Origin of the sequence: Brachybacterium sp. AOP43-C2-M15 (assembly GCF_052446295.1) — a bacterium.
In the GTDB taxonomy this organism is placed as follows: domain Bacteria; phylum Actinomycetota; class Actinomycetes; order Actinomycetales; family Dermabacteraceae; genus Brachybacterium.
Map to the genome: position 1 here is coordinate 44881 of NZ_JBQSWB010000007.1, position 20549 is coordinate 65429.

Annotated in this window: 15 protein-coding genes; 8 read left to right on the forward strand and 7 right to left on the reverse strand. The window is 71.2% G+C overall.

What is annotated here, in order from left to right:
* Positions 1-44: 44 nt before the first annotated feature.
* Positions 45-2987 carry a hypothetical protein gene (locus ACT3SP_RS09105; protein ID WP_444586960.1) on the forward strand — a complete coding sequence of 981 codons (2943 nt, stop codon included), beginning with the start codon at positions 45-47 and terminating at the stop codon, positions 2985-2987.
* A gap of 70 nt (positions 2988-3057) precedes the next feature.
* Here ACT3SP_RS09105 and ACT3SP_RS09110 read toward each other — a convergent pair whose 3' ends face one another.
* The 3 genes from ACT3SP_RS09110 to ACT3SP_RS09120 are packed head-to-tail and all read right to left on the reverse strand — an operon-like array spanning position 3058 to position 5968.
* Entirely contained in the window at positions 3058-3849 is a 792-nt protein-coding gene (locus tag ACT3SP_RS09110) for a heme ABC transporter ATP-binding protein (RefSeq protein WP_444586961.1), read from the reverse strand.
* Entirely contained in the window at positions 3846-4901 is a 1056-nt protein-coding gene (locus tag ACT3SP_RS09115; RefSeq protein ID WP_444586962.1) for a FecCD family ABC transporter permease, read from the reverse strand. Before ACT3SP_RS09115 ends, ACT3SP_RS09110 begins: the two co-directional genes overlap by 4 nt.
* Entirely contained in the window at positions 4898-5968 is a 1071-nt protein-coding gene (locus tag ACT3SP_RS09120; protein WP_444586963.1) for an ABC transporter substrate-binding protein, read from the reverse strand. Before ACT3SP_RS09120 ends, ACT3SP_RS09115 begins: the two co-directional genes overlap by 4 nt.
* 281 nt (positions 5969-6249) lie before the next feature.
* Here ACT3SP_RS09120 and tdh point away from each other — a divergent pair, with 281 nt between their 5' ends.
* Together tdh and ACT3SP_RS09130 are read left to right on the forward strand one after the other, a co-directional pair.
* Positions 6250-7317 (forward strand): L-threonine 3-dehydrogenase, encoded by a 1068-nt coding sequence (tdh, locus tag ACT3SP_RS09125; RefSeq protein ID WP_444586964.1) that lies wholly within the window; start codon positions 6250-6252, stop codon positions 7315-7317.
* A gap of 82 nt (positions 7318-7399) precedes the next feature.
* The gene (locus ACT3SP_RS09130; RefSeq protein WP_444586965.1) at positions 7400-8614 is read left to right on the forward strand and encodes a glycine C-acetyltransferase; all 1215 of its coding nucleotides are present in this window, start codon (positions 7400-7402) and stop codon (positions 8612-8614) included.
* A gap of 102 nt (positions 8615-8716) precedes the next feature.
* On the opposite strand, the gene ACT3SP_RS09135 is transcribed toward ACT3SP_RS09130, so the two are convergent.
* Entirely contained in the window at positions 8717-10078 is a 1362-nt protein-coding gene (locus tag ACT3SP_RS09135; RefSeq protein WP_444586966.1) for an MATE family efflux transporter, read from the reverse strand.
* A gap of 152 nt (positions 10079-10230) precedes the next feature.
* On the opposite strand from ACT3SP_RS09135, the gene ACT3SP_RS09140 reads away from it, so the two are divergent.
* Together ACT3SP_RS09140 and ACT3SP_RS09145 are read left to right on the forward strand one after the other, a co-directional pair.
* Positions 10231-13686, forward strand: coding sequence for an efflux RND transporter permease subunit (locus tag ACT3SP_RS09140; protein ID WP_444586967.1), 3456 nt, complete (start codon positions 10231-10233; stop codon positions 13684-13686).
* Between the two features lie 186 nt (positions 13687-13872).
* On the forward strand, positions 13873-14811 hold the full coding sequence (locus tag ACT3SP_RS09145) for a glycosyltransferase family 2 protein (RefSeq protein ID WP_444586968.1): 939 nt from the start codon (positions 13873-13875) through the stop codon (positions 14809-14811).
* A gap of 42 nt (positions 14812-14853) precedes the next feature.
* Here the strand turns inward: ACT3SP_RS09145 and ACT3SP_RS09150 are convergent, their stop codons facing one another.
* The 3 genes from ACT3SP_RS09150 to ACT3SP_RS09160 all read right to left on the reverse strand — a co-directional run bounded on the left by ACT3SP_RS09150 (position 14854) and on the right by ACT3SP_RS09160 (position 18109).
* Positions 14854-16029: a phenylacetate--CoA ligase family protein gene (locus ACT3SP_RS09150; protein ID WP_444586969.1), complete on the reverse strand. Its 1176-nt coding sequence runs from the start codon at positions 16027-16029 to the stop codon at positions 14854-14856.
* Between the two features lie 173 nt (positions 16030-16202).
* Positions 16203-17159: a glycosyltransferase family 2 protein gene (locus ACT3SP_RS09155; protein WP_444586970.1), complete on the reverse strand. Its 957-nt coding sequence runs from the start codon at positions 17157-17159 to the stop codon at positions 16203-16205.
* Positions 17156-18109, reverse strand: coding sequence for a glycosyltransferase family 2 protein (locus ACT3SP_RS09160; protein WP_444586971.1), 954 nt, complete (start codon positions 18107-18109; stop codon positions 17156-17158). Before ACT3SP_RS09160 ends, ACT3SP_RS09155 begins: the two co-directional genes overlap by 4 nt.
* 228 nt (positions 18110-18337) lie before the next feature.
* On the opposite strand from ACT3SP_RS09160, the gene ACT3SP_RS09165 reads away from it, so the two are divergent.
* The 3 genes from ACT3SP_RS09165 to ACT3SP_RS09175 all read left to right on the forward strand — a co-directional run bounded on the left by ACT3SP_RS09165 (position 18338) and on the right by ACT3SP_RS09175 (position 20538).
* Positions 18338-19066, forward strand: a complete 729-nt coding sequence (locus tag ACT3SP_RS09165) for a CDP-alcohol phosphatidyltransferase family protein (RefSeq protein WP_444586972.1) — start codon at positions 18338-18340, stop codon at positions 19064-19066.
* On the forward strand, positions 19056-19664 hold the full coding sequence (locus ACT3SP_RS09170) for an arsenate reductase/protein-tyrosine-phosphatase family protein (RefSeq protein ID WP_444586973.1): 609 nt from the start codon (positions 19056-19058) through the stop codon (positions 19662-19664). The genes ACT3SP_RS09165 and ACT3SP_RS09170 overlap by 11 nt, the downstream gene beginning before the upstream one ends.
* 139 nt (positions 19665-19803) lie before the next feature.
* Complete coding sequence (locus ACT3SP_RS09175) at positions 19804-20538, forward strand: hypothetical protein (RefSeq protein WP_444586974.1); 735 nt, start codon at positions 19804-19806, stop codon at positions 20536-20538.
* Positions 20539-20549: the final 11 nt, after the last annotated feature.

A 20549-nucleotide genomic window follows, 5' to 3' on the forward strand; every position in this document is an offset into this window, starting at 1 on the left:
AGGGAGGTTGGGTCATGTCAGCACCAGGCGGGGGAGAGCACCCCATGAACGAGCCGCAGGATCCGCAGGCCGACGGAGCAGAAGGGCGGTCGCCGTCCTACGACTACGGGGACGACGCGCACGGCAGCCGCCCGGATGCGGCATCCGCTCCGGCGCAGCCCGACGGGCCGCAGCCGGACCCTGCGCCACAGGTCCCGGCGGTGCCGGCCGGGGCGTCCGCGCCCCTCGCCCGGACCGCCGATGGCGTCCCGTCCGCACCGGAAGCCCCGCCTGCCTCCGAGGCCTCGCCCGCTGCCGCCGCCCCGCAGGGAGCGGGGCCGACTGCTGGCGCCCAGCAGCCCGTTCAGGACGGCCCTCCTGCTCAGCAGCCGGGCAGCGCCCCCGGCGCCGCGTCGATGACTCCCGAGGAGCTCCGGGCCAAGCTCGGCGGCCTCGGCCTCATCAATCCGCTGCCCTCCCTCGCAGTGGGCGGCATCGCCTACGCCGGTGCATTCCTGGTCGCAGTGCTGGGAATGATCCTCGCCGCCGTGGCGGTGGCCCTCAGCGGCATCGGGAACCCGGTCGAAGCCGGTCTCGACTCGGTGGACCTCAGCCCGTCCGAGCAGCTGAGCGGCGTCGCCACCGCGCTGCGCGCCCCGTTCCAGCTGGTCGCGATGGCTGCGTTCGGCGGGCTCGGCTTCGGCGTCTCCTACGAGGGTGTGACCCTCCGCGCCGTCGTCCGCGTCCTGCCCGGGGTGATCACGCTGGCCATGGTGCTGCTCTCCTTCTTCGGCGGACGCTTCGTCCAGAAGCGCCAGCCGGCCGGGCATCTGGGGATCTGGGCCTCCTCCCTGCTCGCCGGGTTCGGTGTCGCCGTGTTCACGGTGCTCGCCGCCCTGATCCTCGCCCAGCCGATCCCGATCGAGGACGGAATCACGCTCCGCCTGCACGCCGCCGGCTTCGACTCCTTCTTCGGTGCGCTCGTGCTGGTCACCGCGGCACTCGCCCTCGGACGGATCAGTGTGCGGGCCCGACCGGCCTGGTGGCCGCTGATCGCGGACCTCGCTGCAGGGCTCAAGCTCGCGCTCTCCCACGCGCTGCTGCTGACGGTGCTCGGCCTGGTCGCCGCGACCGTCATCACCACGGTGCAGGCCCTCATCGACGGTCGGATGCCCCCGATGCTGGCCGTGCTCCTGCTGCTTCCGCTGGCCGGCGGTCACGTGCTCGCCGTCTTCACGGGACTGCCGATGCTGTCCGCGGCCTCCGCATCCGTGCAGTCACCGGAGATCATGGGCTTCCTCCTGGGTGATCTCAGCGGCACCATGCGAGCGTCGATCTTCTCGATGCCCTGGTACGTGTGGCTGATCGGCCTGCTGCTGGGCCTGGTCACTCTCATGGCGAGCTCTCTGCTGTGGCAGCACCAGCGACGCGTGGTGCCCGACAACGTGATCGCGCTCGCCGTCTCGTGGGCCGCCCTGCCGATCGCGTACTTCGTCGGCGGGGTCGTGCTCGTGATCCTGGCGCACAGCTCGGCGACGTTCCAGGTCTCGGGATCCTTCTTCGACGGTTCGCAGCGGATGTCGGCGTCGGCCGGTCTCGCCGCGTGGACCCCGTTCCTCGCCCTGCTGGCCGGGGTGCTCGTGGAGGTGCTCTCCCGCGTCGTCGCGCCGCTGATCGCCCCGTTCCTTCCCGGGGTGATGCTGAACTGGTTCCGCCGACGCGTGGCTCCGGCGGTCGTCACCGCGGGTGCCGGGAGCGCCGGCGAGATCGGTGTCGCCGCGGGAGCGGAAGGCGCCGCGGGAGCGGGACGCGCTGCGGGAGCCGAGTCCGCGGCGGGCGTCGCACCCGCTGCGAACGCCGACAGCGCGGCGGGGACGAGCGGCGGGGCGGGCGTCCGGACCGTCCCGCTCGGCGCGACCGCCGGAGCTCTCGCGGGTCCGTCCGTGCACCCGTCGGACTCCGGCGAGGAGGCCGCACCGCGCAAGCCCCTCTCCCGGGGAGCTCGACGTGCGCTCATCGGCGGTGGGGTCGGCGTGGGCGCCGTGCTCGTGCTGGCCGTCGGCCTGACGGTCGCGTACAACGTGGTCGCCGGCAGCCGGTACGCGCCGGAGAAGCAGGTCGAGGCCTACCTCGGCGCACTCGAGGAGGGCGACGTGGAGCGGGCCGTCGAGCTGGCACCGCCGAACGTGCCCACCTCGCAGCAGATCCTGCTGACCGATGCCGTCGGCGGAGCCGTCGAGGGGCGCATCGACGGTCACCGCATCACCGATGTGGAGGAGAGCGAAGGTGCCGCCCGTGTGACCGCCGAGGTCACCCAGGACGGCGTCACGATGCAGCAGCACTTCACCGTGACCCGCGACGGTCGCACCGCCGTGGTGTTCCCGAACTGGCGGCTCGGCACCGTCGAGTACCCCTCGATGGCCGTGTACATCCCGGAGGGGGCCACGACCCTGATCGTCAACGGCCAGGAGATCCCCACCGACGGTCTCTCGATGGAGGGCGAGATGGCCATGCTCACCGTCGTCCCCGGCACGTACTCGGTGACGCTCCCGGAGACCTCCGAGCACATCGCGGCGGTGCCCTCGGAGCTCGTCGTCTCCGCCGATCCCGACTCCTGGTACGAGCTCTTCGCCACGCCGTACTACGAGCTCAGCGAGGCGGGCCTCACAGAGATCCAGTCGCAGGTCGACGCCCAGCTCGATGAGTGCGCGAGCTCCACCGAGCCGTCCCCGGAGGGCTGCGACCTGAGCACCTGGGCCTTCGGCATCGTCGAGGGCAGCGGCTCCTGGGAGATCACCGAGTACCCGGTGGTGTACGTCGAACCCGGCGAGGGCGGCTGGTACATCGCCACCGAGTACCCCGATGGCTACGGTGCGGCGACCTACAGCTACCAGTACGAGTCCTGGGGCTCCGAGGACCCGATCGACCAGTCCGACGAGACCAGCGTGAGCTTCACCGGCGTCGCCGTCCTCGACGAGGAGGGGAACCTGGTCGTCCTCGACGAGTGAGCAGTGCGCCGGGGACCGCGGTCCGCGATGATCCCGATCCCCGGCGCACCCCCGCACGGCACACCGGGACTCACACCGGCACCACCAGCGGCCGCCCTGTCACGGGATGCGCGAGCACCGCGACACGCTGGCGGTACACCTGCTCGATCCGCTCCGGCGTGAGCACCTGCTCGGGCGGACCCAGGGCCGTCAGCGACCCCTCGGAGAACACCGCGAGCCGGTCGCAGAACCGTGCGGCGAGCGAGAGGTCGTGGAGCACCACCAGCACGCAGCGCCCCTCGTCGGCCAGGGATCGTGCCCGCTGCATGAGGGTCTCCTGGTGCCGCAGGTCCAGTGGCGCGGTCGGCTCGTCCAGCAGCACGACCCCGGCATCCTGGGTCAGGGTGCGGGCGAACACCGCGCGGGCCAGCTCCCCGCCGGACAGCGTGGTCACGTCCCGGTGGGCGAGCTCCGCGATCTCGGCGTCGACGAGGGAGGCATCGATCAGCTCCTCGTCGCGGTCGGAGGCGTCGTGCGGGGCACGGCCCATCTCCACCAGCTCCCGCACGGTGAAGGAGAACGCCTGGCCGTGCTGCTGGGTCATCACCGAGCGCTGTCTCGCCAGGGCCTTCGCCGGCCAGCGGTGCGGGGCGGTGCCGGCCAGGGAGATCGTGCCCTCGGAGGGCACCAGGTCACCGGCCAGCAGGGCGAGCATCGTGGACTTCCCGGCGCCGTTGGGACCCACCATCGCCACCAGCTCGCCCGGCGCGGCGGAGAACGAGACCCCCTCCAGCAGGCGCGCCCCGCCGATGGTGAAGCCCACACCGCGCACCTCGAGACAGGGTGCCTCGGGGCGGGGGCCCGGGGCGGTCCGCGCGCTCACAGCTGCACCGCCCGGGACCGCAGCACCAGGGCCAGGAAGAACGGGGCGCCGAGCAGTGCGGTGAACAGCCCGATCGGCACCTCGGACGGTGGCGCGACCACGCGGGAGAGGGTGTCCGCGAGCACGATCAGCAGACCTCCGAGCACTGCGGAGACCGGCAGCAGAGCGCGGTGCCCCGGACCGCACAGCAGGCGCACGATGTGCGGCACCACCAGGCCGATGAAGCCGATGGTGCCGGTGAAGGCGACGGTCGACCCGGTGAGCAGCGCGGTGAGCACGATGACCAGGCGGCGGGTGGAATCGACGTCGAGCCCCAGGTGCCTGGCCTGGCGCTCGCCGAGGGTCAGCAGGTCCAGACGACGCGACAGGGCGATGAGCACCGCGACGCCCAGCAGCACGGGGATCGTCACCACGGCGAGGCGCACCCAGGTGATCGAGCCCAGCGACCCCATCTGCCAGAAGACCACGGTCTCGAGCTCGTCGTCGTCGGCCGCGAAGGTGAAGAAGCCGGTCGCGGCCGCGAAGCCGGCGCCGACGGCGATGCCCACCAGCAGCAGGCGGGCGGTGCCGGTGCCGGCGGCGGGACGGGCGAGCGCGTAGATCAGCCCGGTGGCGAGCAGCCCGCCGAGGAAGGCGGAGGCCGGCACCACCCAGGCGATGAGCGCGCCGGTGACGGGCGGCAGCAGCACGATCGCCCCGACGGCGCCGGTGGAGGCGCCGGCGCTGACCCCGATGATGCCGGGATCCGCCAGAGGGTTGCGGAACAGGCTCTGCAGCGCGGCGCCGGAGACGGCCAGCGCCGCCCCGGAGAGGGTGCCGAACAGGACCCGCGGCATGCGCAGGTCCATCACCACGGTGGTCTCCAGCGGACCGGCGCCGTCGCCGAGGCCGAGGATCTCGTGCCCGGCGACCGCGAGCACGGTGGCCGGCGTGAGCTCGATCGGGCCGGACCCGATCGCGACCACGACCGCCCCCAGCAGCACCACGGACAGCAGCGGCAGCGCCGCCCCCAGGGGGACGCGGCGGATGCGCTCGGTGCGGGCGCGGCTCACGCCGCGATGTCGGCCAGCGCGGAGGCGAGGGCGAGGGCGCCGGCCCCGACGCCGGAGCCGGAGACCTTGATCTGCTCGCTCGGCATGAGCACGAAGTTCGAGGCCTGACCGGCGGGGGTCTGGGCGAGGGTGGGGAAGGCGGCGAGGAAGCCCTCGTAGCCGCCCCACTCCTCCATGTCGCCGGTGCCGGTGATGATGACGTCGGGGGCCAGGTCCAGCAGGCCCTCGTCGCTGTAGTCGACGGAGTAGCCGCGCAGTCCGGCCTCGACGCCGCAGTTCACGGCACCGACCGCGTCGAGGATGTCCGCTGCGGCGGTGCCGGTGCCCACCACGGCGTTGGCGCCGCCGGCCCCGCTGGAGGTGATCACCAGCACCCGCAGCTCCTGGGCGGCGTCCCCTGCGGTCTCGGCGGCCGCCGTCAGCTGCTCCTCGACCGCGGTCGCGAGCTCCTCGGCCGCCGCGGGATCGCCGATGTACTCGCCGACGGCGCGGATCTTGTCCGCGACCGCCTGCTGATCGTCCACGACCGCGGCGGAGAGGCCCGCCGAGCGGAACTGCTCGGCGACGTCGCCGTGGCGCTTGACGTTGTTGCCGAGGAAGCAGGTGCCGTCCACGGAGAGCAGGCCCTCGACCCCGGTCTGCTGGGAGAACTCGAACTGCTCGGGGGCGTCGAGGGCCGCCTGCGCCACCGAGTTGGTGGGTGCGGCGTAAATCAGATCGGCCAGACCCATCGCGGCCAGCATGTCCGCGACGTCCTCGCCGCCCACGATCGTGCGCGAGAGGTCCTCGATGGTGACCTCGCTGCCGGTTCCGTCGGTGACGGTGACCGGCAGCGCCGGGGACGCGGTGGTGGAGGGGACGTCGGTGCCCTCCACCCAGGTCCAGCCCTCGGGGAGGTCCGACGGGGCGCTCCCGGCCCCGCTCGCCTCATCCGCACCGCCCGCGTCCGCACCGCTCGAGCCCTCGCCACCGCCGGAGTCGCCGGAGGAGGAGCCGCAGGCCGCCAGAGCGGCGACGCCTGACAGGGCGGTGGCGGAGGCGAGAAGGGTGCGGCGGTTCATGCGCATGAGGTGCGAGGTCCTTGCAGGTCGGAGCGTCGCCCCGCGGGGGCGACGGAGGTGGACGGCGCCTGATCCCTCGGGGGATAGGCAAGCCTCACCTTAGTCACGTCGGGCGCGGAGCGGCACGTCCGGAGGCCGATATGACGGGACTCACCCTGGCCCGTATCCTCGTCGGGGCGGTCCCCACCCCGGACCGCAGCCCCCGCCGTGGCGCGATGCCCACCCCGCGTCGCCCCGCCCGGTGAGGGCGGTTGGCGCTCCCGCGGGGAGCCGGACGAGGAGGTCGGATGCGCGCACTGCGCAAGGTGGCGCCCGGAGCGGGCCTGGAATGGACGACGGTCGAGGAGCCCGGCTGCGGGCCGTGGGACGTGAAGATCCGGGTGCTGCGCGCCGGGATCTGCGGCACCGATCTGCACATCCTGGACTGGGACGCCTCCGCCGAGGCCATGTGCGACACCGTGCCCTTCACCCCCGGCCACGAGTTCTACGGCGAGGTGGTCGGGATCGGCGAGGAGGTCGCCGACGTGCGCGTCGGCGATCGGATCTCCGGCGAGGGCCACGTGGTGTGCGGGACCTGCCGCAACTGCCGCGCCGGCCGCCGCCAGATGTGCATCCGCACCCGCTCCGTCGGCGTGCAGCGCGACGGCGCCTTCGCCGAGTACGTGACCCTCCCGCACCAGAACGTGTGGGTGCACGAGCACGACGGCGGCCAGGAGCTGATCAGCCCCGAGCTCGGGGCCGTCTTCGACCCGCTCGGCAACGCCGTGCACACCGCGCTGAAGTTCCCCGTGGTGGGGGAGGACGTGCTGATCACCGGGGCCGGCCCGATCGGGCAGATGGCCGCGGCTGTCGCCCGCCATGCCGGCGCCCGCTACATCACCATCACGGACATCTCCCCGCAGCGGCTCGCGATGGCCGAGGGCTGCGGCGCCGACGTGGTGCTGGACGTGGCCGACTCCCGCGTCCGCGACGCCCAGCGCAGCCTGGGGATGCGCGAGGGCTTCGACGTGGGGTTGGAGATCTCCGGGCAGGCCCGCGCGCTGCAGGAGATGATCGAGAACATGAACCACGGCGGGAAGATCGCGCTGCTGGGCCTGCCCTCGCAGCAGTTCGAGATCGACTGGACGATGGTCGTCACCCGCATGATCACCCTGCAGGGCATCTACGGCCGCGAGATGTACGAGACCTGGAACGCGATGTCCGCGATGCTCAGCACCTCCGAGGCTCTGCGCGCGGCGATCACCCGGACCATCACCGATGTGCTCCCGGCCGAGGAGTGGGAGCGCGGCTTCGCCCTCGCGAAGGCCGGCACCGTCGGCAAGGTCGTGCTGGACTGGAGCACCGTCGGCTCCTGACCCCGCCCCGCCGTCCTGCTCTGCCGTCCCGCCTCGCCGTCCCGCCCCGCCACCGCCTCCCCACACCAAGGAACACACCACGATGTACACCGACCTCAAGGACCAGCTGACCGCCGAGCTCACCGAGATCGAGCAGGCCGGCACCTTCAAGCACGAGCGCGTCATCTCCACCCCGCAGAGCAACCGCATCACCGCCGGTCCCGTCGGCCGCGACGGCGCCGAGGTGCTGAACTTCTGCGCCAACAACTACCTGGGCCTGGCCGATGATCCCCGCCTGCTCGAGGCCGCGAAGCGGGCCCTGGACGAGCGCGGCTTCGGCATGGCCTCGGTGCGCTTCATCTGCGGCACCCAGGACCTCCACCTGCAGCTCGAGCAGGCGGTGACCGACTTCCTCGGCACCGAGGACACGATCCTGTTCTCCTCCTGCTTCGACGCCAACGGCGCGGTGTTCGAGCCGCTGTTCGGGGTGGAGGACGCGATCATCTCCGACGCGCTGAACCACGCCTCCCTCATCGACGGCATCCGCCTGTCCAAGGCCGCCCGCTTCCGCTACCGCAACGCCGACCTCGAGGACCTGCGCACCCAGCTCGAGGCCGCCGCCGCGCTGCGCGACGGGCAGGGCGCCCGCCGCACCGTCATCGTCACCGACGGCGTGTTCTCGATGGACGGCTTCCTCGCCCCGCTGGAGGGGATCTGCGACCTCGCCGAGGAGTTCGGCGCACTGGTGATGGTCGACGACTCCCACGCCGTGGGCTTCATGGGCGCCACCGGTGCCGGCACCCCCGAGCACTTCGGGGTCTCCGACCGCGTGGACATCTACACCGGCACCTTCGGCAAGGCGCTCGGCGGCGCGAGCGGCGGCTACGTCTCCGGCCGCGGCGAGATCGTGGCGATGCTGCGCCAGAAGGGGCGCCCCTACCTGTTCTCCAACTCGCTGGCCCCCGCGATCGTCGCCGCCACCCTCACCGCGCTCGAGCTGGTCGAGGGCAGCGCCGCGCTGCGCGAGACCCTGTTCCGCAACGCCGAGCTGTTCCGCCGCCGGATGGGGGAGGAGGGCTTCGAGCTGCTGGACGGCGAGCATGCGATCGTGCCGGTCATGTTCGGGGACGCGGCGCTCGCCGCCCGGGTCGCCGACGCGATGCTCGAGCACGGCGTCTACGTCACCGCCTTCTCCTACCCGGTGGTCCCGCAGGGGAAGGCCCGGATCCGGGTCCAGCTCTCCGCCGCGCACACCGAGGCGGACGTCGAGGCCGCGGTCCGGGCCTTCGTCGACTCCCGCGCCGCGGTCGAGGGTTGATCCGGCGGGCGCCCCGCCGTCGGGCGCTCGCCTCTCCGGCGCGGCTCCGGATCCTCGTCAGGGGCCCCGCCGGGTCCTCTCCGGGGTCCTCGCCGAGGCGCCTCAGCCGCCCAGCCGCATCCAGGCGTCGGTGCGCACCCGCAGCCCCAGGGTGAGCGCGCGCAGCACCATGAACAGCAGGTTGCAGGCCACCCACAGCATCGCCAGTCCCAGCGGTCCGCCCGGCGCCCACCAGGCCACCAGCGCGGCGCCGGGAAGGATGGCGAGGGCGACGATCGAGCCCGCCTTCGCGAGGTAGGGAGCGTCCCCCGCGCCCATCAGCACGCCGTCGAGCACGAACACATAGCCGGCGACCGGCTGGGCGATGACCAGCACCCAGAGCGCGGCGCGCAGGCTCTCCTGCACGGCGACGTCCGGGGTGAACAGCTCGGGGACCACGTAGCTGGCCGCGAGCAGCATCGCCCCGACCACGGCGCCGCCGCCCACGCCCCAGCGCATCAGGCGCGCGGTCACGGCATGCACGGTGCGCGGGTCCGAGGCGCCGAGGTACCGGCCGGTCAGCGCCTGGCCGGCGATCGCGAGGGAGTCCAGCGCGAGCGAGAGCACGGTGAACACCGTCATGGCGAGCTGGTGCGCGGCCAGCTGCACCTCGCCCAGCCGGGTCGCGACCAGGGCCGCGGTGATCACCACGACCCGCAGTCCCAGGGTGCGCACGAACATCGGCACCGCGTCCCGGCCCACCGCCACCAGCGCGCTCGGCTGCGGGGTGAGCGGGATCCGCTCCCGCCGGGCGCGGGTGACGATCACGCCGAGCAGCACCCCGGCCATGCCCCACTGGCAGATCACGGTCCCGATCGCGGAGCCGGCGATGCCGAGGTCGAGCCCGAAGATCAGCACCCAGTTCAGCGGGATGTTCGCGAGCGCCCCGCCCACCGCCACCAGCAGCGGCAGCGTCGCGTCCTGCAGCCCGCGCACCAGTCCGGTGGCCGCCTGCACCGCGAGCATCGCCGGCAGGCCGACGGCGCTGATGTGCAGGTAGACCAGTGCCTCGGAGAGCACCTCGGGGGAGGGGCCGAAGGCGGCCAGCAGCGGCTCCCCGGCGACCAGCAGCAGGAGCGTCGAGGCGGCGCCGACCACGAGGGCGAGCCAGCAGGCGTCGATGCCGCGGGAGATCGCCTCCCGGTGGTGGCCGGCGCCGAAGGAGCGGGCCACCGCCGCGGTGGTCGAATAGGCGAGGAAGATCGCCAGGCCCACGACGGTGGTGAGCACGGTCGAGGCGAGGCCCAGGCCGGCCAGCGAGGTCGTCGAGACTCGGGCGATGAAGCTCGAGTCGACCAGGAGGAACATCGGCTCGGCCACCAGGGCGCCGAGGCTGGGCACCGCCAGGCGGAGGATGTCCCGGTCGACCGCCCGTCGGGCGCTCTCCTCGCGCGGGGACTCGTCGGGGGAGGAGGGGTCGGGCACCCCTCCATTGTGCGACGCGGACACCGACGATGGTCGGGTCCGTCCTCTCAGACACGCGTGAGAAAGTACCTGCGGAGGACTCGACGCCACGGCCGCTCGGCGCGGCGACGGGCCGCACCACCGCCCGCCGCCGGCACCCCTCGAGGAGCACCATGAACCGCCTGGCCACGCTGAGCCTGAACAACAGGTCCTTCATCGCCCTGGTCTGCATCGCCGTGTCGATCATCGGCGTGTTCATCATGACCACGATGCGCCAGGAGCTCATCCCCTCCGTCTCCCTCCCGCAGATCCAGGTGATGACCACCTCCCCGGGCTCCTCCTCGGAGCAGGTGCGGGACCGCATCACCGCCCCGGTGGAGCAGTCCCTCAGCGGGCTCGAGAACGTCGAGGGCACCTCCTCCAGCTCGCAGGCCGGCATGTCGATGGTCACCATCGAGCTCACCTACGGCACCGAGGTGGCGCGCGCCTCGAACCAGGTCGACGCGGCCCTGAGCCGCATCGAGGACCAGCTCCCCGAGGACGCGGACCCGCAGGTCATCTCCGGCGGCACGAGCGATCTGCCGGCCGTGGTGCTCTCGGTCTCCTCGGACCTGGACCCCTCCGACCTCGCCTCCCGGCTCGAGACCTCGGTGACCCCGGAGATCGAGCGCGTCGACGGCGTCTCCTCGGTCGCCGTGATCGGCGCCCCCGAGCAGATCGTGCGCATCACCCCCGACGAGGACGCGCTGGCCGAGAACTCCCTCACCGAGAGCGACATCTCCACCGCCCTGGACGCCCACGGCCTGTCCCTGCCCGGCGGCTCCGTGGTCGACGGTGATCGCACCCTGGACGTGGTGCTCGGCCAGAGCGTCGACAGCATCGAGAGCCTCGAGCAGATCGTGCTCCTGCCGGCCGACGGCGGCGAGCAGGAACAGGGCGCAGGCGGCCAGGAGGGCGCCGACGGCCAGCAGGGCGCCGACGGACAGCAGGGCATGGACGGACAGCAGGGCGCCGACGGTCAGCAGCAGCCGGATGTGCAGCCGCAGGAGCCCGCCGAGCCGGTCACCCTCGACGAGGTCGCCACCGTCGAGCGCACCACCCAGGACGCCACCTCGATCTCCCGCACCAACGGCCGCGAGTCCCTGGTGCTCATGGTCACCGCGACCGTGGACGGCAACGTCGTGGACATCTCCGACGGCGTCGAGGGCGTCCTCGCGGACACGCTCTCGGGCGTGGGCGGCGGCGCCGAGGCGGACGTCGTCTTCGACCAGGCCCCGTTCATCGAGGAGTCGATCCTCGCGCTCGCCGAGGAGGGCCTGCTGGGCCTGCTCTTCGCCGTCGGCGTGATCCTGCTGTTCCTGCGCCGGGTGCGGCCCACGGTGGTCACCGCGATCTCGATCCCCACCTCGCTGCTGATCGCGTTCATCGGCATGTACGTCACCGGCTACACGCTGAACATGCTCACCCTGGCGGCGCTGACGATCTCCATCGGCCGCGTCGTCGACGACTCGATCGTGGTGATCGAGAACATCACCCGCCATCTCGCCTACGGCAAGACCAAACGACGGGCGATCCTCGACGGCGTGAAGGAGGTCGCCGGTGCCATCACCGCCTCGACGCTGGCCACCGTGGTGGTGTTCCTGCCGATCGCGGTGGTCTCGGGCATGGCCGGGGAGCTGTTCCGGCCCTTCGCCCTGACCGTCGGCATCGCGATGCTGTCCTCGCTGCTGGTGGCGCTGACCATCGTGCCGGTGCTGGCCTACTGGTTCCTCAAGGTGCCCAAGGGCCATGAGGACGTCGACCCCGACGACCCGGCCCAGGTCGCGCGGATCCGGGAGGAGGCCGAGGGCGCGGAGGAGCGCACCTGGCTGCACCGGCTCTACGCGCCGCTGCTGCACCTGGTGCTGGACACCTGGCCGCGTCGCCTGGCCACGATCGCCGTGTCCCTCGTGATCCTGGTGGGCACCGTGTTCCTGTACCCGCTGGTGAACCAGAACTTCCTGGGGGACACGGGGCAGAACATCGCCTCCCTCACGCAGACCCTCCCTGCGGGGACCAGCCTCGAGCAGTCCTCCCAGAAGGCCGGCGAGAGCGAGGACGCGCTGCTGGAGGTCGACGGCGTCGAGACCGTCCAGACCACCATCGGCGGCAGTCAGTTCGGCGTCGGCGGCGGTGGGGAGAACGAGGTCAGCTTCTCGATCACCACCGATCCGGACGCCGACCAGGAGGCCCTGCTGGACGAGATGGTCTCCACCCTCGAGGACCTGCCGGAGCCCGGCACCGTCGAGGCCGCGGACATCGCCTCGCCCACCGGGTCGAGCTCGGTCGACGTGCTGATCACCGGCCCCACCGCGGAGGACCGCCAGGCCGCGAACGACGCGATCCTCGCCGAGCTCGATCCGCTGCCCAGCGGTGTCTCCGAGGTGGGCAGCGACCTCGAGGCCGACCAGCCCACCGCGGTGGTGACCGTGGACCGCGAGACCGCCGCCGGGATGGGCCTGACCGAGGAGGCCGTGATCGGGATGGTCGCCCAGCAGCTCTACCCGGGCGCGATCGGCACCATCACCCTCGACGACAGCGAGCTGGACATCTATGTCGCCGCCGACGACACCATCGACACCTTCGACCAGCTGCGTGACATCACCCTGATGGACACCATCCCGCTGGAGGACGTCGCGAGCGTCGAGGAGGAGCTCTCGCGCCCCTCGATCACCACCCAGGACGGGCTCGAGACCGTCACCGTCTCGCTCACCCCGGCGGGCGAGGACGTCTCCGAGGCGACCGAGGCGGCGGAGGATGCGATCGAGGCCGCGGAGCTGCCCGAGGGCGTCGAGGCCACGGTCGGCGGCACCGCCGCGGACATCGACGAGACCTTCGGCCAGCTGGCCATCGCCATGCTCGCCGCGATCCTGCTCGTGTACGTGCTGCTGGTGTGGATCTTCAAGTCCCTGATCCAGCCGCTGATCCTGCTGGTCTCGATCCCGTTCGCGGCGATCGGCGCCCTGGGCCTGCTGATCATCACCGGTGTCCCGCTGGGGCTGCCCTCGATGATCGGCCTGCTGATGCTGGTGGGCATCGTGGTCACCAACGCGATCGTGCTCATCGACCTGGTCAACCAGTACCGGCGAGCCGGGATGGGCCTGGACGAGGCGCTGCACCTGGGCGCCTCCAAGCGTCTGCGCCCGATCCTCATGACCGCCGCGGCGACCATCTTCGCCCTCATCCCGATGGCGCTGGGGATCACCGGCAACGGCGGCTTCATCGCCCAGCCGCTGGCCGTGGTGGTCATCGGCGGTCTCATCTCCTCGACCCTGCTGACCCTGGTCATCGTGCCGGTGCTCTACCGCATCGCCGAGGGCCCGGCGGAGCGCAGGCGGCTGAAGGAGGAGGCCCGTACCGCACAGCTGCGCGAGACCCGCCGGACGGCCGAGGATCGCGAGCGCGCCGAGCAGGCCCGACGCCGGGAGCAGGAGGCCGCGGTGACCGCCCCGGCCGAACCGTCGGCGCAGCGCCTCGCGCAGCCGGGCGACCGGGCCGAGAGCGGTAGCGGCGACGCCGAGCGCCGCCGCAGCCTCAAGGAGCGCGGCGGGCTGGTCGGGATCCTCAGGCGCCGCTTCGGTCGTCGCTGAGCGGGGCGCTGCGCGCCCGCAGAAGCGGTGGGTGCGCAGCGCGGTCCCAGATCGGATTGTCCCGCGGTCGCGCTGGCCATAAGCTCGCGGGAGAGCATCCCGCGAGCGAGGCCACCGTGATTCGGCAGCGTCGGGGACGAAGGGAAGCGAGGGGCAGTGCGGTCATCGACGAGTGTGGTCGTGGGGATGGCGACCTTCCGCAGGCCGGACCTCCTGGCCGATCTCCTCCCGCGCCTTCTGGAGCAGATAGAGCACGCCGTCGCGACGCCCGGTCTGCCCTCGGAGTATCGGATCTCCGTGGTGGACAACGATCCTGACGAGAGTGCCCGGGTCACGGTGGAGCGCGGTGCGGACCCTCGGATCCGCTACGCCGCAGAGCCGACGCCCGGGATCAGCAGCGCGCGCAACCGTCTTCTCATGGAGGCACGGGACGCCGACGTCCTCGTGATGATCGACGATGACGAGACCCCGCACCCGGACTGGCTCGTGAACCTTCTGAGCACCTATCTCGAGCACGGAGCGGACGCGGTGAGCGGACCCGTCCACGCGGTGTTCGAGGGTGGGGAGGACCCGTGGGTCGCCGCCGGCGGATACTACCTCGGTCAGCGTCGTGAAGGTGTCGCCACCGGGACGATCCTGCGGCGGGCCGCGACGAACAATCTCCTGCTCGACATGCACAGAGTGCGTGGACTCGGCCTCCGATTCGACGAACGCTTCGGGCAGACCGGTGGCGAGGACTCATTGTTCACCGGCCAGCTGTCGGCCGCTGGAGGTCGGATCATCTTCTGCGCCGAGGCTGTCGTGGATGACCTGGTGCCCCGCGCGCGGAACAATCGGCAGTTCAATCTGGCGCGTCGGCGTGCTCAGGCAGCGACGCATGTGCGCGTCGATCAGACTCTCGCCGGCTCTCGTCGCGACCGTTCGCGCAACGCGGTGCGGTGGATGATGATCGGTTCGGGGCAGCTCGTCAAGGGCGCGGCACTCTCGGTCATCGGACGGGCCAAGCGTGATCTGCGTTTGCAGGCGGCCGGGGAGAGTCGTGTCGCGAGCGGACTGGGCGTTCTCGGGGGGTGCGTGGGGCTGGTCTCCAGGCCTTATGCGCGGCGCCCGGGGTCCACGGCGTGAGGTGATGCCCGGCACCGACGTCCATCGACGGTGTGGCCGACGTCAGGACGGCGCCACGTCGCTGACGATGTACTTCGTCTTCCCCCCGGTGTAGGGGAGCGAGTCGACGTAGTCGACCCGCACCGGGACCTCATCGTGGATCCGCTCCCGCAGGCCCTGGACCGCGTTCTCGATGTGCGTCTCGGCGTCGGCGCCCTCGCCCTTCACGATGTGCAGGGTGATCGAGTGGTCCGCGAGCTGGTGGATCTGGAAGAGACGCACCGATTCCGGGTGCGTGCTGAACATGGCGGCGAGCCGGTGCGCCATGACGGCTCCGCTGGGAAGACGCAGCACGTCGACGGTCCGCCCCTGCGGCGGCTCCATCAGAGGGAGGGAGCGCCCGCAGGCGCAGGGCTCCGCTCGCAGAGCGCCGCGGTCTCCGGTGCGGTAGCGGATCAGCGGGAAGACCTTGTTGCGCAGGTCGGTGATCACGAGATCGCCGACCTCGCCGGGAGCCGCCGGCCGGCCGTCGGCGTCGAGCACCTCGATCCGTCGCACGTCGGAGAAGATGTGCAGGCCATCGCGCTGAGCGCACTCTCCGGCCATCCACCCCATCTCCGATCCTCGGTACTCGTCGTGCACGGGAGCGCCGAAGACCTCCTCGAGCCGCAGGCGCGCACCGGCGGTCAGCGGCGCGGCCGTGGTGGCGACGGCGTGCGGCGCGGGGACGGAGAGCCCGCGCTCCTGCAGGAAGTCCGCGAAGGCGAGCAGGGCACCGACATAGCCTTCCAGCAGGCGCGGCCGGACACGGGTCAGCGAGCGCTGGAAGGCGGTCATAGTCTCCTCGGAGATGAGGCCCGCATCGAGATAGATCTGACGGGTGGGCCACCAGGAGGCGGCATTCTTCAGCTCTGCCGCGCGGCCGAAGCTCCATCGCCCCACCCGGGCGAGGTCGTCGTAGGGCTGCACGCCCCACCAGGAGTACATCCGCCAGCTCAACGCCAGCGAGGGGACACGGGCGTCGTGCAAGGTGCGCAGGGGCTCCCCGGTGCTGCCGCCCGTGAGTGCTGGACGCACCGCACGCCCCACGGCGTCCGGGGTGGGGATCTCGTCGCTGTGCGCTTTGATCGTCGCCCTGTCCAGCACGGGCAGGTCCGCCCAGGCGGCGGGGTCTGCCAGGGTCGAGGGGTCGATTCCGAGGTCGCCGTAGGTGCGGCGATAGTACGGAGACTTCTGCATGGCGAACTCCACCATGGCGATCGCGAGGGCATCATGCTTCGCGCGAAGCTCCGCAGCGGGGAGACGTTCGTTCTCCGTCAGCTCGCGCAGGAACCGTCCGGAGCACGCGCGGACGGTGGAGCTCTTCGCTCGGAAGCACACCGCCCGCGGGCTGTGACGACACCTGTGCTCGTTCACGGCGACGCCTGTGGCGTGCGCGCGTACTCCTCGTGGCGGTGGCCGAGCACTGCCGCAACCATGCCGCGCCCTCGATAGTGCGTGCGGGTGCCGCGGGCGTCGTGTCGCAGGTGTCCGATCAGCCGACCGGCGCAGAGGCGCGACGTGCCGACCGCCACTCGGAGCAGTCCGCCGCTCAGGAGACGAAGCCGCAGAACATGGCGCTCGACCGGTCCGTCGGTCAGCACCAGCTGCGTGAACGCTCCGGAGTTCCCGGAGCTGAAGGCACGCTGCTTCGCCCAGGAACGCGTCAGTCGTTCGGCGACGACGTAGTCCTCGGCTTCCGACTCCGCGCAGTACACGATCGTGCCGCCCCGGGCCACCAGCTGGCGACTGAAGAGGGTGTCTTCCCCGCCTCCCAGACCGAGCGACTCATCGAACCGCACGCCGAAACTGCTCACCTGCGCCACGTCCACGAGCAGGTTGCCCGCAGCGGCGGCCTCCAGCTGCGTCCCCGTGGGTCGGGGAATCCTGGTGAAGGTGCCCGTGGCGATCACCCACGGATCCACGTCGTCGTCGTCGAACATCGAGATCACCCGACCCATCACGGCACTGCTGCGATGCGCGCGCCACGTGGTGAGCAAGGAGGCGAGCCACAGAGGGCGGGGCAGCTCGTCGTCGTCGATGAAGGCGATCAGATCGCTCTCACCACACTCGTCCAGAACCCTGTTCCGGACTGCCGCGATACCGGGAGTCGGCTCGCGGACGTAGCGAACCTGCAGAGCTCTCCCATCGATCGCCCGCTCCCCTGAGCCATCGCGATCGTTGTCGACGACCAGCACATCGACCTCGACCTCGGGAACTTCCGCAAGCCGAGCCGGCAGTGCATCCAACAGCAGCCCGAGACGCTCCGGGCGCCGAAAAGTGGGGATCGCGACCGTGACCCGCAACGTCGAAGCTCCCGGCCCGGTCATCGCTGCCCCACCTCTTCACGAGGAACGGAAGTGAGGACTTCTCTCGGTGGTCGACGGGCGAGGAGGACCAGACCACTCGCCATGCCGCGGAGGACCGCCCACGCTCCGCGCGGAGCAGTGACCAGCTGCTTGCGGCCCCCGCGCAGCCAGATCAGCCATGACTGCCGAGGAGTGGCGAGCACCCAGCGACCCAGCTCGCGACCCTGCAGGTGCCGACGCCCGAACAGCACGCGTCCTCTGACGTTGTAGAAGTAATAGAGCGGCGACTTCGCGCGAGATCCCCGTTCGGTGTGTGTGCCGCCCTCGTCGTGCACCACGCGCAGATCGTCCCGGAGTTCGAGGCGAAGGCCTCGCGACGCTGCGAGACGAGAGAAGTCGACGTCCTCCCAGTACAGGAAGTACTGCTCGCTGAATCCACCGATGCGTTCGAAGGCTTCCGCTCCGAAGGCGAGACACGCCCCGCTGAGCCAGTTCTTCCATGTCGGATCCTGATCCCCGGGAGACCAGCTCGACCGCATCTGCCCGGTCGCGAGGCTGACCTGCGTCCCACGGAAATGCGGCCTCCCGTCGCTGGTGTCCATGAAGGGGGAGACCAGCTCCCCGGGGTGATCACGGACATGGGACGCGAGCTCGCCCAGCACCGTGGACGTCGCCGTGGCGTCCGGATTGAGCAGGATGAACTGTTCGTGTCCTTGCGCCATCGCAGCTTCGACGCCCTTGTTGACGCCAGCCCCGAAGCCGACGTTCGAGGAGGGCACCAGTAACCAGCCCCGGTCGCGACACAGCTGTGCCGTCGCTTCGCGGGAATCCGTCGAGTGGAAGTTGTCGACCACGACGACTGTGGACAGGGGGGAGGCGTCGAGCGCGGGGTCGATGTTCTCCGCGAGCAGCTGCGGGGACCCGTAGTTGACGATGACCACCGCGAAGTCCACTTCCAGATGCTCTGCCACGTCACTCCTCAGCGGTGATGAGGCCGTCTCGTCCCGTTGCTGACGCCGACCGGCCGGAGCGCGGCCCGCCCTGATTCGCGGGACCTGTATGCGCTGGACAGCAAGCATAGTCCGATTCGTCCACTATGAGTAGTATGACCGTCTATGCATCGTAGACGGCCGGGACACGGCGTCGATGCGGCCCGGCCGGTACGCGGGTGGGCCATCATCCGAACACAAGGAGTCGCCGTGCTGGTCGAGGCATATCGCAGTCTCGGAACCGCTCAGAAGGGGCACGCCCGAGGTGCTCCGGCGTACTCGGTCTACATCAACCGCCGGCTCGGTCGTGTGTTCGCCGCTCTCGCGCATGGAGCAGGCCGCACGCCGAACCAGGTCTCCGTGCTGAGCGCCGCCCACACCTTCCTCGCTATCGGGCTCATCGCGTTCGCACCGGTGACCGGGGTGGCGGGGGTTCTCGTCGCCCTCCTGCTGGTCCTCGGGTACGCCTGGGACTCCGCCGACGGCCAGGTGGCACGCCTGCGCGGCGGGGGCAGCCCGCAGGGCGAGTGGCTCGACCACTTCATCGACACCGTGAAGATCTCGTCCCTCCACCTCGCGGTGCTCGTCGGCCTGCATCGCGCACTGCCGGCGGACGCTTCTTGGGAGCTGGCGATCCCCCTCGTCTTCTGCGTGTGCGCGTCGACGACCTTCACCGCGATGCTCCTCAACGACCTCCTCAAGGGGAAGCACGCTGTGGCCTCCACTCATGAGCGCGGAGGCGGGACGCTCACTCGCTCGCTCCTGGTGCTGCCCACGGACTTCGGCCTGGTGTGTCTGGTCTTCGTGCTCTGGGGCTGGACCTCAGTGTTCCTCGTCGCGTACGGACTCCTGGCACTGGTCTCGGTGGCATTCCTGGCGATGGCCGCCGTGAAGTGGTTCCGGGAGATGGGTTCTCTGGGGGCCCGCGATGAGCTCTGAGCTGCTCCTGGTGGTGTGTGCGGCGAACGTGTGCCGATCTCCGCTCGCGGAGCTGCTGCTGCGGCAAGGGCTCTCCGACATGCCTGACATCCGCATCGAGAGTGCGGGAGTACGGGTGAAGAGGCCTGCGAGGATCTGCGAACTGGTCGCCGATCGCGAAGCCGACGCCGCATGGCGGCGCGCGGCCGACGACCATCGCTCGCGGTTCGCCACGCGGGAACTGGTCCAGGACGCCACCCTGGTTCTGGCTGCCGACCGTGCCGTTCGTTCCGCGATCGTGCGGTCCACTCCGGAGTCCCGCGATCGCGTCTTCATGCTTCGCGACGCGGCGACGCTCGCGGAGAACTTCTTCCCGGACGAACCCACCCGCAGTGCGGGAGTGGTCTCTCGGCTTGCGATGCATCTCGATCGGAATCGCGCGCTGCGCGGTCCGCGGCACAGGGGGCGCGGCAGCTTCTGGGGTCACCGAGAGGCTGACAGATCGAGCATCGAGGACGGTCACGGCAGCTCCTCTCGGCGGCACGGCGCGACGCTCGACGAGGTGGCTGCGTCCGCCGGAGCCATCACGGCTGCGCTGGTGGGCGACCGGAGCTCGTGAGGCGGCGGCCGCCTGCGCGATGTCCATTTTGACCGTTGCGCGAAGTATGCCCGGAGTTCTATGCTGAGGGGGCGCCCCGAGTCGCGGTGGCGACGAGGTGCTGTGGCACCAGGATTGACGGTGCCGACGGAGGTTCCTGATGGATGGCAGGGCCTCGCGAGCGGCAGCTCTGATGCTGATCGTCCCCTTGTTCTTCGCCCTGGCTCTCGGGGCGTGCTCGCCCGAGCAGTCTCCCGAGGATTCTTCCCCGACCGTCACCGCTGACGGGCCGGACCAGGACGAGGGCCAGCCGACTGAACCCGGCGAGGACGAGTCGTCACCAGATCCCGAGGATGACGGCTCGGCGACCCCGACCACGGCCCCTGACCCGAGCACCTCTCCCACTCCGACGGATGCTCAGCCTTCGGACGATGAACAGGGATCGGACTGGGAACCGCCCGCGGACCCTGACGCAGAGGGACCCACGGAAGCTCCCGAGCTGCCGGAGTTCCACGGCTCGGCCGACGAGGGGATCATCCTCCCCACCGACGTCACGGTCACACTGTCCTCCATCACCACCACCACGCTGACCGCGGAGACCCCGGGAGAGACCTCGGGTCCCGCCGTCGTCGTGAAGGTCCAGGTGTCCAACGACTCCGAACAGGCGCAGGACGTCAGCTCCGCGGTGGTCTCTCTCGACTCCGATGACGACGAGGTGGGCGTGCCCACCTGGGCTTCGCCGTACGCACCCTTCGACGGCCAGGTGGCTGCGGGGGAGACGGTCGAGGGCACCTATGTCTTCATGCTCGATCCCGCGTCCGGCCGTTCGGTGACCGTCCGCGTCAACTATTCGGCCGGTGAGCCGCTCGCGGTCTTCACCGGGCAGACCACCTAGCCGCCCTCGTG